Origin of the sequence: Nocardioides mangrovi (assembly GCF_020073815.1) — a bacterium.
Lineage (GTDB): Bacteria > Actinomycetota > Actinomycetes > Propionibacteriales > Nocardioidaceae > Nocardioides > Nocardioides mangrovi.
This window is the reverse complement of record NZ_JAIQZJ010000003.1, coordinates 162,350-179,685: the sequence shown is the minus strand read 5'-3', so window position 1 is coordinate 179,685 and position 17,336 is coordinate 162,350. Positions and strand designations below refer to the sequence as shown.

11 protein-coding genes are annotated in these 17,336 nt (G+C 73.8%); 8 read left to right on the top strand and 3 right to left on the bottom strand.

Translation table 11 applies throughout. The annotated features are described in order from the left end of the window. The first annotated feature begins 28 nt into the window (after positions 1-28). Positions 29-589, top strand: coding sequence for a VanZ family protein (locus K8U61_RS07515; RefSeq protein ID WP_224122378.1), 561 nt, complete (start codon positions 29-31; stop codon positions 587-589). A 186-nt stretch (positions 590-775) separates the two neighbouring features. Beyond that, positions 776-1,843: a histidinol-phosphate transaminase gene (gene hisC / locus K8U61_RS07510; protein ID WP_224122377.1), complete on the top strand. Its 1,068-nt coding sequence runs from the start codon at positions 776-778 to the stop codon at positions 1,841-1,843. Between the two features lie 76 nt (positions 1,844-1,919). Here the strand turns inward: hisC and K8U61_RS07505 are convergent, their stop codons facing one another. From K8U61_RS07505 to K8U61_RS07495, 3 genes are all read right to left on the bottom strand, one after another. Further along, a complete protein-coding gene (locus K8U61_RS07505) occupies positions 1,920-5,657 on the bottom strand; it encodes an Ig-like domain repeat protein (protein WP_224122376.1) in 3,738 nt (1,245 codons plus the stop codon). 253 nt (positions 5,658-5,910) lie between these two features. Continuing rightward, entirely contained in the window at positions 5,911-7,161 is a 1,251-nt protein-coding gene (locus K8U61_RS07500) for an MFS transporter (RefSeq protein ID WP_224122375.1), read from the bottom strand. Beyond that, the gene (locus tag K8U61_RS07495; RefSeq protein WP_224122374.1) at positions 7,158-7,727 is read right to left on the bottom strand and encodes a winged helix-turn-helix domain-containing protein; all 570 of its coding nucleotides are present in this window, start codon (positions 7,725-7,727) and stop codon (positions 7,158-7,160) included. The genes K8U61_RS07500 and K8U61_RS07495 overlap by 4 nt, the downstream gene beginning before the upstream one ends. A gap of 197 nt (positions 7,728-7,924) precedes the next feature. Here K8U61_RS07495 and K8U61_RS07490 point away from each other — a divergent pair, with 197 nt between their 5' ends. Genes K8U61_RS07490 through K8U61_RS07465 form a run of 6 tightly spaced genes read left to right on the top strand, consistent with a single transcriptional unit; the run spans position 7,925 to position 17,315 of the window. After that, the gene (locus tag K8U61_RS07490; RefSeq protein WP_224122373.1) at positions 7,925-9,124 is read left to right on the top strand and encodes a glycoside hydrolase family 3 N-terminal domain-containing protein; all 1,200 of its coding nucleotides are present in this window, start codon (positions 7,925-7,927) and stop codon (positions 9,122-9,124) included. A 53-nt stretch (positions 9,125-9,177) separates the two neighbouring features. Next, positions 9,178-9,642, top strand: a complete 465-nt coding sequence (locus K8U61_RS07485; protein WP_224122372.1) for a hypothetical protein — start codon at positions 9,178-9,180, stop codon at positions 9,640-9,642. A 44-nt stretch (positions 9,643-9,686) separates the two neighbouring features. Then, positions 9,687-12,938, top strand: a complete 3,252-nt coding sequence (locus K8U61_RS07480; RefSeq protein ID WP_224122371.1) for a transglutaminase family protein — start codon at positions 9,687-9,689, stop codon at positions 12,936-12,938. Further along, positions 12,935-15,403, top strand: a complete 2,469-nt coding sequence (locus K8U61_RS07475) for a circularly permuted type 2 ATP-grasp protein (protein WP_224122370.1) — start codon at positions 12,935-12,937, stop codon at positions 15,401-15,403. Before K8U61_RS07480 ends, K8U61_RS07475 begins: the two co-directional genes overlap by 4 nt. After that, positions 15,400-16,305, top strand: a complete 906-nt coding sequence (locus K8U61_RS07470; RefSeq protein ID WP_224122369.1) for a transglutaminase family protein — start codon at positions 15,400-15,402, stop codon at positions 16,303-16,305. The genes K8U61_RS07475 and K8U61_RS07470 overlap by 4 nt, the downstream gene beginning before the upstream one ends. Next, positions 16,302-17,315, top strand: a complete 1,014-nt coding sequence (locus K8U61_RS07465; protein ID WP_224122368.1) for a zinc-binding metallopeptidase family protein — start codon at positions 16,302-16,304, stop codon at positions 17,313-17,315. The genes K8U61_RS07470 and K8U61_RS07465 overlap by 4 nt, the downstream gene beginning before the upstream one ends. Positions 17,316-17,336 lie beyond the last annotated feature (21 nt).

The following is a 17,336-nucleotide window of genomic DNA, read 5'->3' as shown; positions in this document are numbered from 1 at the left end:
CAAATGGCGGCCCCGTAACCTCGACCCCGTGTTTCCGGTCGGCGGCGTGGGGGTGATGCTCGTCCTCGTCGCCGTGACCGGCGGGCTCTCCCTGCTCCTCGGGCTCGTGCTGCGACGCCGCCTGGATGCGCTGACCGCCTGGTCGGTCGCGCTGTTCGTGTGGTCGGTCGCCGTGATCGCCACGATCACGCTGATCCCGGCCAACGGCGCCCCCGGGATCGTCTCCGCCGAGGGCCGCCTGACCACCTGCTCGTGGGACATCGGCGGCCCGGCCCCCGACGGATTCTGGATCTTCTCCGGCGGCCAGCGGCTGCTCAACACGGTCGTCTTCGTCCCGTCGGGGGTGCTGCTGGTCCTGGCCGTCGTGCGCTGGCCCCGGGCGGCCCTGGTCGTGGTCCCGCTTGGCCTTGCCGGCCTCGCGGCCTACTCGGTCGGGATCGAGTACACGCAGCTGGCGCTCGCCCGGATCGACCGCGCCTGCGACGTCACCGACATGATCGACAACACCACCGGCGCCGCGATCGGCGTCGGGATCGGCATCGTGCTGGCGCTCCTGCTCCGGCCCTGGCGGGCGCGCAGCCCGCGCTGACGCGCGCCACTAGTGCCGCGGGCGAAAAGTCGTTGGACGGTTCGAGCCGCCATGGCACGCACCTGGCTGCGTTGGCATCGCTGGAGTTACGCCCGGTAGCCCGGCGCGACGCCGCCTTGCCAGGCACGCACCCTGACGACACCAACCCTCCAGATACTTTCCACCCGCGACACTAGGGTGCGGGACATGACCACCCCCCAGCCCCGAGCGACCGTGGCGGAGATCCCGCCGTACGTCGCGGGCAAGCCGCCGACGGTCCGACCCGGGATGACGTCGTACAAGCTGTCCTCCAACGAGAACCCCTACCCGCCGCTGCCCGGCGTCGTCGAGGCGGTGCAGGCCGGGGTCGCGGCGATGAACCGCTATCCCGACATGGGCAGCGCCGCGCTCTACGCCGCGCTCGCGGAGACCTTCGACGTGCCCGCCGACGACCTGTCGGTCGCGACCGGGTCGGTGGGCCTGATCTACCAGCTGGTGCAGGCCTTCTGCGATCCCGGCGACGAGGTCGTCTTCGCGTGGCGCTCCTTCGAGGCCTACCCGATCGCCGTGACCGCGGCGGCCGCGACCGCCGTGAAGGTGCCGGTGCTCCCCGACGGCCGGCACGACCTCGAGGCGATGGCGGCGGCGATCACCGACCGCACCAAGGTCGTGCTCGTCTGCACGCCCAACAACCCGACCGGCCCGGCCGTGACCCAGGCCGAGCTCGACGCGTTCCTCGCGCAGGTCCCCTCGCACGTGCTCGTCGTCGTCGACGAGGCGTACGTGGAGTTCGTCCGGATGGCCGACCCCGTCGACGGCATCGCGACCTACCGCCGCCACGAGAACGTCGTGCTCACTCGCACCTTCTCCAAGGCCTACGGGCTGGCCGGCTTCCGCGTGGGGTACGCCGTCGCGCCCGCCCCGATCGCGGCCGCGCTGCGCGCGGTCTCGCTGCCCTTCGGCGTCTCGACGGTGGCGCAGGCCGCGGCGATCGCGTCCCTCGAGCGGCGCGACGAGCTCTTCGAGCGGGTCGAGGCGCTGGTCGTCGAGCGGACCCGGGTCGTCGAGGGGCTGCGCGCGGCCGGCTGGGACGTGCCGGAGGCGCAGGGCAACTTCGTGTGGTTCGACCTCGGCGACCGGACGGCCGACTTCGCGGCCGCCGCGGACGCGGCCGGCATCACCGTGCGACCCTTCGCCGGCGAGGGCGCCCGCGTCTCGATCGGCGAGCCGGAGGCCAACGACCGGCTGATCCAGGTCGCCGCGGCGTTCCGCTGAGCTCCGGCGCCGGGAAGAGGCCCGCCCCGGCCGCCGCGAGGGCGACCGGGGCGGGCCCGGGTGCTGCCGGATCAGGTCACTTCTTGACGACCTTGACCGTGGTGCCCGCCGTGCTGCCGGCGTAGCTCTCGTCGCCCGCGTAGGCGACCGAGATCTTCCGCTTGCCGGTCTTGGTGGCCTTGAAGGTCGCCTTGCCGGCTCCGTCCACGAGCGTCACCTTCTTCGTGACGCCGAGGAAGGTGACCGTCACCTTCCCGGTCGGGGCGTCGACGCCGTCGACCCCGGCCACCGTGACGGCGACCGCCAGCGACTTGCCCTTCTTGACCGTGCTCTTCGCCGTCACCGCGGACGTCGAGCCGGCCTTGGTCACCGCGTAGGCCGTGGCCGCGGCGGTGCTGGACCCGACGCTGTCGCTGCCGGAGTACGACGCGGTGACCTGGTAGCTGCCGACCGCGAGCGAGGCGGGGAGCTCGAACGACGCCGTGCCGTCCGACCCGAGCGCGAGCTCGGTCTCCGTCCCGTTGTACCCGACCGTGACCGTGCCGCCGTCCGCGCCCGCGACGGTGACGGTCCCGGTGGCGCCGGTCCCGTACGTCGTGGTCGGGGACGAGAGCGACAGCATCGTCGTCGAGACGCCCTTCGCCAGGGTGAACGCCAGGACCTCCGACGTCGACCCGGTGGTCGACGTCGTCGCCGGGAGCGTCGCCACGACGGAGTGGCTGCCGACCGCGAAGCCGCCGGGCAGCGACAGCACCGCGGTGCCGTCGACGACCTGGGCGGTCCCGAGGCGGGTCGCACCGTCGGTGAAGACGACCTCGGTCGGCCACGGCACGTTGCCGGTGACGGTCGCCGTCAGGGTGACCGGCTGCTTGACCGAGGGCGTGGCCGGCGACATCCCGAGGGACGTCGCCGTCGGGGCGAGGACGGTCACCGTGACCGCCGAGTCCCGCAGCGAGCCGGCGCCGGTCGCGGTGTAGGCGTGTGCGCCGAGGCCGGTGACCGTGGTGCTCACCGTCGCCGACCCGTCGGCGTCGGCGAGCACCGTGCCGAGCACCGCGCCGCCCTCGGCGAACGTCACCGTCTCGCCGACCCGGTAGCCGGTCGCCGTCAGCGTGACCGGCGTCCCGTCGGTGACGCTGGTGGCGGTGGCGTCGAGCGGGAACACCCGCGACTGTGCGGCGTACTCGGCGCACGCGTCACCCTGCTCGCCCACGGCCGGGATCGGGCTGCCGGCGGTGAGGCCGTCGTCCTCGCGGATGGTGACGTTGTCGAACGCGTGGTCGCCGGTGATGACGCCCTGCGGGTTCGCGACGTCCATCTTGTACGCCGTCGTGGCGCTCGAGGACGCGGCGCTGTCGCCGTACGTCGGGATCAGGACCGTCTGGCAGGTCTCGCCCGGCGCGAACGTCACCTTCTCCATCGCCAGGCCCGCCTTGGCGGTGCTGGCGGTCGAGCCGATGAGCGTGAAGTAGCCGGAGACCGTGGTCGCGACCGGCTTGCTGAGCACGACGGCGACCTCGTGGGTGTCGGGGCCCGAGCCCTCCTCGATCGTCGTCGGGGCGACGCCGATCGTCGCGAGGCTGCCGGTCACCGCGGGGGTGCCGACCGCCCAGCGCGAGAACGCGAGGTCGCTGAGGTAGACGCCGCCGGTCTCGGTGCCGTCCAGCCCCGTGGCGGCGGCGAACCGCACCTCGCGGATGTGGCTGGTGTCGATGCCGCTCATGGAGGCGACCGGGATCGACACCTGCTGCAGGACGATCTTGTTCAGCGTCGTCGACCCGCTGATCGGCATCCGCTTGACCGCGAGCGGGTTGACCGCCGAGACCAGCGTGGACCAGGTGGCCCCGGAGCCGTCGACGACCGTGACCGTCAGGTCCGTGCCCGACAGGACCGACTCGTCGGGCGCGGTCTTGAACGTGAGGGCGTCGTACGACGAGGCGTTCTGGGCCGAGGCCGGCACGCCGACCCGGATCGAGGCGGCGCTGCCGCCCGTCACGTTCGACCAGAGGAACTTCGTCATCGGCGTCGCCGGGACGTTGGGCGCGAACGACGCCGGCGTCCAGTGCGGCATCGCGCTCGTCGAGCGGAGGGTGCTCGTCGTGGCGCAGGCCGGCAGGGCCTGCGGCAGCGTGCGACCGGAGGCGCTGGCGCACACCGCGGTGGTCGCCGACCCGTACAGGCGCACGTCGGCGGCCGGCCCGGTGAACGTCTCGATGTCGGCGCGGTCGTCGGCCGGAGCCGTCGCGACGGCGCGGACGTCCGCGGCCGGGACCGAGTCGAGCGCGGGCTTGACCGAGCCGTCGAACATGTCGAGGTACTCGTCCTCACCACCGAGCGTCAGCCGGAACCAGTCCGACATCACGATCGCGCCGGTCTGGGACTGGTCGGCGGCGCTGAGGCGCTGGTTGCCGGCCATCGAGGTGCTGCAGACCGTGTCGTTGCGGGTCGAGGAGCCGGTCGGGCTCCAGTCGTCGCTGGAGGAGTACGGGTAGGACCCGGGCGTCCAGATGGTGTTGAAGAAGTTGTGGTCGGCTCCCATGACCCAGACCGTCGATCGCAGGGCGTTGTCGTCGAAGGCGTAGCGGGAGTCGTCGGAGAAGTGCTGGCCCTGCTGGTTCGACACGTCGCCGTCGCAGTAGGGGAGGATCACCAGCATGTCGGTGTCGGTCACCGTCATCCGGCCGAAGTCGACCGGCGCCAGCGGCAGCACCGAGTTGATGCCGAACGGGTTCGCGCGGGCCTGGTTGAGCGTCACCGCGGAGACGACGCCCTCACCGCCCCGCGAGTGGCCCATGATGCCGACGTTCGACAGGTCGAAGCGGCCGACCAGGTCGGCGGCGGTCAGGCTGCCGGTCGGGATCGGGCCCGAGGAGTCCGGCACGGTGGAGGCGAGCGCCTGGTCCAGGGTGAGCGTCTGGTCGAGGGCCGCGTCGTAGTAGCTGACCGGGTTGCCGGCGGTGGCCTTCTTCAGCATCTCCAGGCTGTCGATGACCAGCTGGCCGCGGGCCAGCGCGCCGTTGTCCAGGGTGAGCTGCGCGTCGTTGGCGTTGATCGCGTTGGCCGAGATCGACACCACGGCGTACCCGTGCGTGGCGAGCAGCTGCCCGAGCGCGTCGTACCCCTTGTACGACGGGACCTCGATCTGGCCGTCGACGCAGGGCCAGCGGTTGGGGTTCTGGGTGCCGCTGACGAGGGTCGAGCAGGAGGTGTGGCGGCCGTGCAGGAGCACCACCGTCGGCCGGGCGCCGCCGGTCGTCGGCAGGTAGATCCGGCCGGTCATCTCGCCGCGGATGCCGCCGATGCCGGCCATCGGGATCGCCTGGTCGCCGAAGTCGTAGTCGTCCTCGACGTAGCTGTAGGGACCGGCGGTCGAGCCGTCGGTGTACGCAGCCTGGCGGGCGACCTTCTTCGCGACCGGCTTGAGCGCCTTGGCGAGCGTGGTGGTGACCGGGCCGTCGGTCGGCTCCGACTGCTCGACGGTGCCGCTCGACCACGCCATCTCGACGCTGTCGGCGTCGGCGACGGAGGCGTCGCTGGTGACGATCGACAGCGTCAGGCCGTCGGCCGACTCGGTGGCGATGCCGTAGTCCGTGCCGTCGACGACGAGCACGGGGGCGTCGTCGACGACCGGCAGCGGCTCGTCCAGGTCCAGCGAGACCTGGTAGCCGCCGGCGACGGCCGTGACCGACCAGTCGCTCGGGGCTGCCGGCGCTGCGGCCGCGGCGCCGGGGACGCCGGCCAGGAGGCCGGCGGTGACCAGGCTCGCGGCGGCCGTGGCCACCGCCCTCCTGATCGCGTGGGTGCGTGTACGCATGGTGCTCCCTCAGGGCAGGCTCGGGAGACCGGCGATCGGGGGAGACGTCGGTGTCCGGAGCTCGGGGGGTGTGCTCCGGGGTCCGCGGAAGGCCCGCCTGTCCCGCCCGAGAGAGCGATGACGGCGGCAGGGCACGCCGTCGGGCCCGCCGCCGCGGGCGAAATTAGTTGAACCCTGTATCGGTCGAGGACGCGATTTGTTACAGCCGGAGCGCCCTCACGGCGTGCTTCTTTTCGGTCCTGTGAATCTCCTGTCAGGCCGGGACGGGAACCGGCTCCGGGCGGCGGTCGAACTCGCGCCAGCGCGGGTCGACGGCCGGCGCCATGGTGACGACGAAGTAGGCCAGGCCGGCGACGAGCATGGCCGTCGCGAGCCCGGCGGCCGCGACCAGCGAGCCGCCGAGGAGGCCGCCGAACGGGATCAGGGCGAAGCACATCGCGGTGGTCAGCGCCGAGACCCGGCCGACGAGCGGCTCCGGGATGCGCTCGAAGATCACCGCGCTCAGGACCGGGTTGATGAAGCCGGCGGCGAAGCCCGAGACCGCGATGACCGCGACGACGACGCCGAGCGGGAGCCCGAGGCCGAAGGCCGCGAACCTCGGCAGCCCGCAGACCAGGAAGGCGATCAGGTAGGTGCGGTAGCGCGGCAGGCGCGCCGCCCAGGCGGCGGCCACCAACGCCCCGGCGGCCGCGCTGCCGCCGAAGACCGCGAAGACCAGGGCGACGCCGCCGGCGGAGCCGACGACCTCATCGGACCACACCGGCACGAGGACGGTGGCGTAGGCGGCGTCGAGCAGGTTGGTGAGCGCGACCATGATCGTGACGCCCAGCAGCACCCGGTCGCGGCGCAGGAAGTCCCAGCCCAGCCGCAGTCGGGCGGCGTACGGCGTCGCGTCCCCGGCCTCCTCGCTCTGCACCCGGGGCAGGCGTCCGGTCGTGGCCGCGAGGACCGCGGCGGAGAGTCCGAAGGAGAGGGCGTCGACGACCAGCGCGTCCGCGGCGCCGAGGGCGGCGACGAGCGCGGCCGCCGCCGCGGCGCCGACCAGCCCCGCCGTGCGGTCGACCGTCGAGTGCAGTCCGGTCGCACGCTCCATCGGGACGCCGGCCTCGGCGACGACCGCGGGCGTGAGCGCCGCCTTGGCGGCGTCGCCGGGGCCGCGCAGCGCGCCGGCGAGGGCGACCAGGACGAGCAGGAGGGGGAAGCCGAGCAGGCCGGCCTCGTGCATCAGGGGGATCGCCCCGACCGCCGCGACCGAGGCGGTGTCGCAGGCGATGCTCACCCGGCGCGCGCCGATCCGGTCGATGACCGGGCCGCTGAGCACCTTGAGCACCACCAGCGGCAGCATCTCGGCGAGCGCGACCGCGCCGGTCCGGGTGGGGCTGCCGGTCGTGGTGAGCACGAACCACGGCAGCGCGATCATCGAGACCCGGGTGCCGGTCAGCGAGATCGCCTCGGAGACCAGCCACCCGCGCATCGGCGTACGGCTGCTCGCGCGGGTGGTCACGGCGCACCGACCTTGCCGGGGTAGGGGAAGGCGTTGAGCTGGAGCACGAACGGCGCCGCCTCGTCGTCGTCCTCCTCGGCGTCGATCTCCTGGATCGAGGTCATCAGCGCCTCGATCACCGCCAGCGCCTTGCGCGGGGTGAGCCGCACCACCCAGTCGCTGTAGGTCGTCGCGTCCCGCCACTCCTCGGGCAGCAGCGGCAGCTCCTCGATCGAGCGCTGCAGGCGCTCGGTCGTCACCGTGACCACGGACTGGAGGTAGGCGTCGAGGGCGTCGCGCGCCTCGGGCTCGGCAGGACCCGCGGTGTCGGTGGTCGTCGTCTGGTGCGCGGCCCTCCACCACCGGTCGCGGGCGTTGCCGCGCTCGGGGTCCTCGACCACGAAGCCGTGCTGGGCGAGCTGGCGCAGGTGGTAGGACGTCGCGCCGGTGTTGAGGCCGAGCCGGTCCGCGAGCACCGTCGCGGTCGCCGGCCCGTCGAGGCGCAGCATCCCGAGCATCCGCACCCGCACCGGGTGGGTGAGCGCCTTGAGCTGCTGGGGCGACGGGGTGATCGAGGTGAGGTCCACGTCGTCACCGTACGACTGCAAAGATTCATTTGCAAACGATTCTTTGCGATCGTCGCCAGTGCAAGTAACGCGGAGTTATGGAGTCTGCTGAGCCGGCAGAACGGCACGGTGGATCCCGTAACTCCGCGTTACATATTCGGCCGCGTCCGGCGGGGCGCCCACCGGGCGGCGGCGCCGGGTCGGTACGGTCGCCCGCGATGTCTCGCTCCGCCCCGCTCGCCCTGGCCGCCCTGACCGCCGTCGCCGCCGTCCTCACCGCCAGCCCGGCGCAGGCGCACGCTCCCGTCGCCGAGGGCGGGCCGCCGCCCCAGCGGGTGCACCACGCGGTCACCCTCCACCGCGAGCCGCCGAAGGGGAGCCCCCGGGCCGTCCTCGCGCGGATGAGCCTGCCGCAGAAGGTCGGGCAGCTGTTCATGGTCGGTACGCCGGCCGACGAGGTCGACGCGCGGACGCGCGGTCAGATCGGCCGCTACCACGTCGGCAACGTGATCCTGACCGGCCGCAGCTACGACGGGGTGCGCGACCCGCGCCGGGTCTCGCGGACGATGCAGCAGCAGGTCACCCGGCGGACGACCGCCGGCGTCGACCTCCTCGTCGCGGCCGACCAGGAGGGCGGCCAGGTGCAGGTGCTGCAGGGCAGCGGCTTCGACGACATGCCGACCGCCCTCGTGCAGGGCACCTGGTCCCCGGCCACCCTGAGGGCGCACGCGCGGACCTGGGCGGGCCAGCTCCGCCGGGCCGGGGTCAACCTCGACCTCGCCCCCGTCGCCGACACCGTCCCGAGCCGGCGGGCGGCGCGGCACAACCCGCCGATCGGCCGCTACGACCGCGAGCTCGGCTTCACCCCGCGGCGGGTCGCGAGCCACGCCGTCGCGCTGGTCCGCGGCCTGGCCGCCGGCGGTGTCGGCGCGACGGTCAAGCACTTCCCGGGCCTGGGCCGCGTGCACGCCAACACCGACACCCACGCGGGCGTCACCGACCGCGTCACCACCCGCCACGACGCCTACCTCCGGCCCTTCGCGCGGGCCGTCGACGCCGGCGCACCGGCGGTGATGATGTCGACCGCGATCTACGCACGGCTCGACCCGGGCCGGCCCGCGGCGTTCTCGCCGTACGTCGTCGGCACGATGCTGCGCGGCGACCTCGGCTTCGACGGCGTCGTCGTCTCCGACGACCTCGGCGGCGCGGCGCAGGTCGCCCGCGTCCCGATGGGCCAGCGGGCGACCCGCTTCCTCGCGGCCGGCGGCGACCTGGTGCTCACCGTCCACCCGGAGACGCTGCCGGCGATGTACGGCGCGGTCCTCACCCGCGCCCGCGACCACGCCGCGTTCCGCGCGCTGGTCGACGGCGCGGCGCTCCGCATCCTGCGCGCCAAGGACGACCGCGGACTCCTCTGATCAGCACAGAGGACGCACAGGAGACCCACAAGCCGTCGGCCCACCGTAGGGGCATGACCACCGTCTTCGCCGTCATCGGTGCCCTCGCCCTGCTCGTCCTCACCGCCGCCGCCGTCTGCGTGGCCGCCGCCGCGGTCGTCGCCCGCCGCCGGCTGCGCGAGCTGCGCCACCTGCCCGACCTGGGCCGGCGCTTCGAGACCCGCCACGAGGCGGGCCACATCACCGAGATCACCAAGCAGGGCGACCGGATCAGCATCCTGGTCGACAGCGCGGACGTGAGCACCACCGTGCTCGACGAGCAGGGCACCCCCGACCACGTGGGGCCGAGTCACCCCGAGCGCTCGCGCTGGCAGGTCTCCGGTCTCTCCGTCGACCACCTCGCCCGGCTGGCCGGGACCGCCGAGGCCCACGGCGACGTCCGGGTCGTCTCGACGGGCGTGGTGGGCATCGCCGGACCGGTGACCGCCGAGTGGCGCCTGGAGACCGCCGACGGGATGGTGCTCACCGCACGCGGATAGGCCGGGGTTACCTCCTCGCAACGATCCTCGGGGAGGCTGTGGCCATGTCGGTCAAGGTCGCCCTGGAGCACCGCACCACCTACGCGTTCGCCCACCCGGTCGAGGTGGGACCGCACGTGGTCCGGCTCCGGCCCGCGCCGCACGCCCGGACGCCGATCGAGGCCTACTCCCTGCAGGTCAGCCCCGCCCAGCACTTCCTCAACTGGCAGCAGGACCCCTTCGGCAACTGGGTCGGCCGCCTGGTCTTCAACGAGTTGGTCGACACCCTCGAGATCACCGTCGGCCTGGTCGCCGACCTGATGGTGATCAACCCGTTCGACTTCTTCATCGAGGAGTACGCCGAGCGCTTCCCCTTCACCTACGAGGACGCCCTCGCCGCCGACCTCGCGCCGTACCTCCGGCCGGTCGACGACAGCACCGCCGCCGCGGCCTGGCGCGAGAAGCTGCCGGACCTGCCCGACGACGGCGTCGCCACCGTGCAGTTCCTCGCCGACCTCAACGCGGCCGTCCACGGCGACGTCGCCTACTCCGTGCGGATGGAGGCCGGCGTCCAGACCCCCGACCAGACCCTGTCGCTGGGCATCGGGTCGTGCCGCGACTCCGCGTGGCTGCTGGTCAGCCTGCTGCGGCAGTACGGCCTCGCCGCCCGCTTCGTCTCCGGCTACCTCGTGCAGCTCGCGGCCGACCCGGACAGCATGGTCGGCCTCGACGGCCCGACCGGGACGGCACAGGACTTCACCGACCTGCACGCCTGGGCCGAGGTCTTCGTCCCGGGCGCCGGCTGGATCGGGCTCGACCCGACCTCCGCGCTCTTCGCCGGCGAGGGCCACATCCCGCTCTCGGCGACCCCGCACCCGAGCAACGCCGCCCCCATCGAGGGCGCGACCGACCCGGTCGAGGTCACCTTCTCCTTCCACAACACCGTCACCCGCGTGCACGAGGACCCGCGGGTCACGAAGCCCTACAGCGACGAGCAGTGGGCGCGGATCGACGCGCTCGGCGAGGCGGTCGACCGGCGCCTGGTGGCCGGCGACGTCCGGCTGACCATGGGCGGCGAGCCGACCTTCGTCTCCCGCGACGACGCGACGACGCCGCAGTGGAACACCGACGCCGACGGCCCCGAGAAGCGCGCCCTCGCCGACGAGCTCGCCGAGCGGCTGCGGGCGACGTACGCCGCCGGCGGGGTGGTCCACCGCGGGCAGGGCAAGTGGTACCCGGGCGAGCCGCTGCCGCGCTGGAACATCGCGCTCCAGTGGCGCACCGACGGCGAGCCGCTGTGGTCGGACCCGGACCGGTTCGCCGCGCCGTGGACCCCCGGTGCGGACGAGAGCGAGGTGGCCGAGCGGCTCGCGCAGGAGGTCACCGCGCTCCTCGGACTGCCCGCCGAGCAGCTGCTCCCTGCCTACGAGGATCCGCTCGCGGCCGTGGTCGCCGAGGCGCGCCAGCCGTGGGGGGAGGCGCCCGAGGAGCCCGACTCCGCCGCGCCCCTGGACGCGGACGTCACCGAGCCCACCGGGTGGGTGCTGCCGCTGACGACCGAGGAGACCGGCTGGACCAGCCCGGCCTGGCGCTTCCGTCGCGGCCGGCTGGTGCTCGGACCGGGCACCAGCGCGGTGGGGCTGCGGCTGCCGCTCGACGCGATCTCGTGGGTCGACCCCGAGGCGCCCGAGGCCCCGTCGTACCTCGAGGCCGGCCCGACGCTCGATCCCTCGGTGCCGGAGGTGACCGTCGTCGACCCGGCCGGCGCCGCGACGACCGCGCTCGCCTTCGAGGTCCGCGACGGTCACGTGCACGTCTTCCTGCCGCCGACCGAGCGGCTCGAGGCGTACGCCGACCTGCTCCACGTCGTCGAGCTCGCCGCGACGAAGGCCGGCTGCCGGCTCGTGCTGGAGGGCTACGGTCCGCCGCCGGACCCGCGGCTCACGCAGCTCGTGGTCACCCCCGACCCCGGCGTCATCGAGGTCAACGTCCAGCCGACGGCCAGCTGGGCCGAGCAGCGCGACCTCACCACGACCCTCTACGACGCCGCTCGCCACTGCGCGCTGACCACGGAGAAGTTCGACCTCGACGGGCTGCACACCGGCACCGGCGGCGGCAACCACATCACCCTCGGCGGCACCCAGCCGGTCGACTCGCCGCTGCTCCGCCGCCCGGACCTGCTGGCCAGCCTGATCACCTACTGGCAGCGGCACCCGGCGCTGTCCTACCTCTTCTCCGGCCGGTTCGTCGGCCCGACCAGCCAGGCGCCGCGCTTCGACGAGGGCCGGCCCGAGGCGGTCTACGAGATGGAGATCGCGCTGGCCGAGCTGGCCCGGATCACCGCCGACCTCGACGAGGACGAGGAGCCGCGGCCGTGGCTGGTCGACCGGGCGCTGCGGCACCTGCTCACCGACCTGACCGGCAACACCCACCGAGCCGAGTTCTGCATCGACAAGCTCTACAGCCCCGACTCCTCGCGCGGCCGGCTCGGCCTGCTGGAGCTGCGCGGCTTCGAGATGCCGCCGCACCCGCAGATGGCGCTGGTGCAGGCGCTGCTCGTCCGCTCGCTGGTCGCGATGTTCTGGGAGCGCCCGCTGACGGCGCCGCTCGTCCGCTGGGGCACCCGCCTCCACGAGGACGCCCTGCTTCCCGCCGGCTGCATCGCGGACATCGCCGAGGTCGCCGCCGACCTGCGCGCCTTCGGCATCCCCTTCGAGGAGTCGTGGCTCGACCCGTTCACCGAGTTCCGCTTCCCGCGGATCGGCCTGGCCACCCTCGGCGACGGCATCGCGCTGGAGCTGCGCAGCGCCATCGAGCCCTGGCACGTCCTCGGCGAGGAGGCCTCCGGCAGCGGCACCGCCCGCTACGTCGACTCCTCCGTCGAGCGGCTCCAGGTGCTGGTCCGTGGGATCGACCCCGCGCGGCACCTCGTCACGTGTCAGGGTGTGCCCGTGCCGCTGACCACCACCCCGACGGGGGAGACGTACGCCGGGGTGCGCTACCGCGCCTGGCAGCCGTGGTCGGCCCTGCACCCGAGCATCCCGGTGCACGCCCCGCTCCGCTTCGACGTGGTCGACACCGCGGCCGCGGTCTCGCTCGGCGGCGCGTCCTACCACGTCGTGCACCCGGGCGGCCGCGCCTACGAGCACCCGCCGGTCAACGCGCAGGAGGCCGAGGCCCGGCGGCACAGCCGCTTCGAGCCGCGCGGCCACACCGCCGGGACGATCGACGTCGGCGCGCTCCGCGAGGCCGGCCGACGCGCCGCCACCCCCGACTACCCCCACCTGCTCGACCTCCGGCGAGTGCCACCCGCATGACCGTGCTGCGCGACTACGCCGCCGCCGTCACCCAGCCCGCGCTGGTCGGCGGGGCGCCGCCGTACGACGAGGTGGTCGCGCCCGACGGCTCGCTGCGGCCGGCCTGGAAGGGGCTCGCCGAGATCGCGGTCGGCCTCACCGACGCCGACCTGCGCCGGGTGCAGGCCGAGATCGGCCGCTTCCTGACCGACGACGGCGTCACCTACGCGCGCCCCGGGCGCAGCCAGGGCCGGTGGCGGCTCGACCCGGTGCCGCTGGTGCTCGACGCCTCGTCGTGGTCGCCGATCGAGGTCGGGCTGGCCCAGCGCGCCGAGCTGCTCAACGCCGTGCTCGTCGACCTCTACGGCGAGCAGCGGCTGCTGCGCGAGCGGATCGTGCCGGCGCCGGTGGTCTTCGGGCACAGCGGCTACACCCGCGTCGTCGCCCGTCCCGACGCGATCGACCCGCGGCCGCTGGTGCTGGCCGCGACCGACCTCGGCCGCGACGCCGACGGCCAGTGGCGGGTGCTCGCCGACCGGGCCCAGGCGCCGTCCGGCATCGGCTACGCGATGGAGAACCGTCGCGTCATCTCCCGCGTGCTCCCCGAGCTCTACCGCGAGGCCGGGCTGCACCGGATGGAGCCCTACTTCTGGGCGCTGCGCTCCGCGCTGATCCAGTCCGCCCAGGGCGACCTCGCCGACCCGCGGGTCGTGGTCCTGTCGCCGGGCACCCACTCGGAGACGGCGTACGACCAGGCGTTCATCGCCTCCACCCTCGGCTTCCCGCTCGTCGAGGGCAGCGACCTCGTCGTCCGCGACGGCTGGGTCTACCTGCGCGCGCCCGGCCGGCTGGAGAAGGTCGACGTGATCCTGCGCCGGGTCGACGCCGCGTGGAGCGACCCGCTGGAGCTGCGCGGCGACTCGCAGCTCGGCGTCGCCGGGCTGGTCGAGGCCGTACGCCGCGGCCGGGTGCGGGTCGTCAACGGGCTCGGCGCCGGCGTCCTGGAGAACCCCGGCCTGATGCCCTACCTCCCCGCCGCGTGCGAGGCGCTGCTCGGCGAGCCGCTCCGGCTCGCGTCCGCGCCGACCTGGTGGTGCGGCGACCCCGCCGGTCTCGACGTGGTGCTCGACCGGCTCGGCGAGATCGGCGAGGGCCTGATCGTGCGGCCCATCGACGGACCGGCCGAGGTGCTCCTCGACCTCTCGGTCGACGAGGTGCGCCAGCGGATCCTGGCGGCGCCGTACCGCTTCGTCGGCCAGGACCGGCTCACGCTCTCGCAGACGCCGGTGTGGTCGCGGGGGCAGACCCGGCCGACGCCGGTCACGCTGCGTACCTTCACGCTGCGCTACGGCTCGGCCTACCGGCCGCTGGTCGGCGGGCTCGCCAACGGCTGGGACGACGCGAGGTCGCCCACCAGCATGGACGTCTGGGTGCTCAAGTCCGACCCGACCGACCCCGACCAGGGCCTGTCCGGCGTGCTGCCGATGACGGCCGCGCGGTCGGTGCCGACGACGGTCCCGCGCGTGCTGGAAGGCATGTTCTGGTTCGGCCGCTACGCCGAGCGGGTCGAGGACCTGCTCCGCCTGGTGCTCGCCGCGCACGCCCTCGCCGACGACTTCCGCGCCCGCCCGCGCTCCACCGGCGGTGCCAGCCTGGCGGTGCTCATGGACGCGGTGCACCGGCTGGCCGGACCCTCGCCGTACGTCGACGGCGACCTGGACGCCGACTTCCGCTCGGTGCTGCTCGACCCGCGCCGGATCGGCGGCGTCGACCACGGCCTCGACGGGCTGCGCGACGCGCTGCGGGGCGTGCGCGACCAGCTGTCGTCCGACACCTGGCGTGCGTTCGGCACCACCGACCGGGCCGCGGACGCGCTCGAGGCCAACCCGCACAGCCACCAGGTCGCCGAGAGCGCCGGCCGGATGCTGACCGGGATCCTGTCGCTCCAGGGCGTCACCGCGAGCATGATCCGCGACGCCGGATGGCACGCGATCGGGCTCGGCCGGGCGCTCGAGCGGGCGCTGCAGGTCGCGCACCTGCTGGCCGCCACCACCACGGAGCGGCGCGGCATCGACGTCGACCGCGAGGTCCTCAACGCGGTGCTGGCCTCGGCCGAGAGCGCCGTGACCCACCGTCGGCGCTACCGCGGCTACGTGCGGCCCACCGGCGTGCTCGAGCTGCTGCTCATGGATCCCGCCAACCCGCGCTCGGTCACCTTCGCGCTGGCCGAGGCGCGGACCCACCTGGCCGCGCTCCCCGGCTCGACCGGCTCCTCGCGTCCCGAGCGGCTGCTGGAGGACCTCGTCGCCGAGCTCGGGTCGGTCGACGTGGCCGAGCTGGTCACCATCGGCGGCGTCGAGCGGCCCAACCTGGTCCGCTTCCTCGACCACTTCCTCGTCGCCATCGGCCGGCTCGCGGACGCGGTCGCCGAGGTCCACTTCGCCAGCGGACCCGCTCCGCGTCCCTTCGGCGGCGGTGCCGGATGAGGTACGTCGTCACCCACACCACCACCTACTCCTACGACGACGACGTCACCGACAGCCTCGGCGTCGGCCACCTGGTGCCGCGGCCGACGCCGGCCCAGGAGGTGCTCGGCTCGGAGGTCCTCGTGGACCCGGAGCCGGTCGACCTCGCCGCCGACACCGACTGCTACGGCAACACCGTGACCTACTTCCAGGTCACCCGGCCGCACCGCCGGCTCACCGTCGAGGGCCGCAGCGAGGTCGAGGTCGGCACCCCGGCGTACGACGGGGACGCGCTGGCCGCCCCCTGGGAGCGGGCGCGTCCGCTGTGGCACCCGGAGGCGCCGGGCGCGTGGCGGGCCACCGACTTCGCGCTGCCCTCGGCGGGCGCCGAGCAGACCGACGAGGCCTGGTCCTACGCGGCGGCGTCGCTGCGGCCCGGCCGCCCGGTCGGCGAGGCGGTCACCGACCTCATGCACCGCATCCACGCCGACTTCCGCTACGACGCGACCGCGACGACGGTGACCTCGACGGTCGAGGAGACCTTCCGGCACCGGGCCGGGGTCTGCCAGGACTTCGCGCACCTGACGATCGCCTGCCTCCGCTCGCACGGGCTGGCGGTCCGCTACGTCAGCGGCTACCTCGCGACCCTGCCGCCGCCCGGCAAGGACCGGGTCGTCGGCGCGGACGCCTCGCACGCCTGGGCCGCGGTCTGGGTCCCCGGCGTCGACGAGGGCGAGTGGCTCGCCCTCGACCCGACCAACGACCAGTGGGTCGGCGACCGCTACGTCACCGTCGCCTGGGGCCGCGACTACGGCGACGTGCCGCCCGTGAAGGGCGTCATCTTCACCGAGGCCAAGAAGTCGACGCTCACCGTGTCCGTCGATGTGGCTCCGGTGGCTCCAGTGGGTACGACGGCGCCGTGAAGTCCTATCGCTGCCGGGTGTGCGACAACGCCCTCTACTTCGAGAACTCCGTCTGCATGTCCTGCGGGACGGCGCTCGGCTACTCCCGCGACGAGCGGGCCATCGTCCCCGTCGACGAGCGGGGGTCGTACGTCGACGCCTCGGGTCTGGTCTGGTGGGTCTGCTGCAACCTCGACCTCTCCGGCTGCACCTGGCTGGCGACCGTCGAGGGCGGCCAGTGCACGGCCTGCGACCTGACCCGGACGCGACCGGCCGACGACGACGTGGAGGGGCTCGCGCAGTTCCGGCTCGCCGAGCAGGCCAAGCGGCACCTCGTCGCCGAGCTCGACGGCCTCGGCTTCCCGGTCGTCGCCAAGACCGTCGACGCGGAGAACGGGCTCGCCTTCGACCTGCTCAGCACCACCGACCGTGGCACGGACGAGAACGTCGTCATCGGCCACGCCGACGGCGTGATCACCATCGACCTTGCCGAGAGCGACGACGCCTACCGGGAGAAGGTGCGGGCCCGGCTCGACGAGCCCTACCGCACGATGCTCGGCCACTTCCGCCACGAGATCGGCCACTACTACGAGTGGCAGCTGGTCCGCGGCGACGACCGGATGGCTCGCTGCCGCGAGCTCTTCGGCGACGAGTCGGCCGACTACCAGGCCGCGATCGACCGGCACTACGCCGAGGGCGCGCCGGTCGGGTGGGAGGACGAGTTCATCTCGACGTACGCCACCATGCACCCCTTCGAGGACTTCGCCGAGACCTGGGCGCACTACCTGCACATCTGCGACACCATCGAGACCGCCGGGGAGTTCGGGCTGACCGCGGTCGCTCCGGTCACGGCGTTCTCGGCCTTCGGCGACGTGGTCGCCGGGGTGTGGGTGCCGCTCGCGGTCGCGCTCAACATGGTCAACCGGAGCATGGGCAAGGACGACCTCTACCCGTTCGTGATCCCGCCGCGGGTCGTGGAGAAGCTGGAGTTCGTGGCGTCCCTCCGCCCGGACTCATCCTCCCCGGGGTGAGCCGGGTGGTTGATCGTTCAC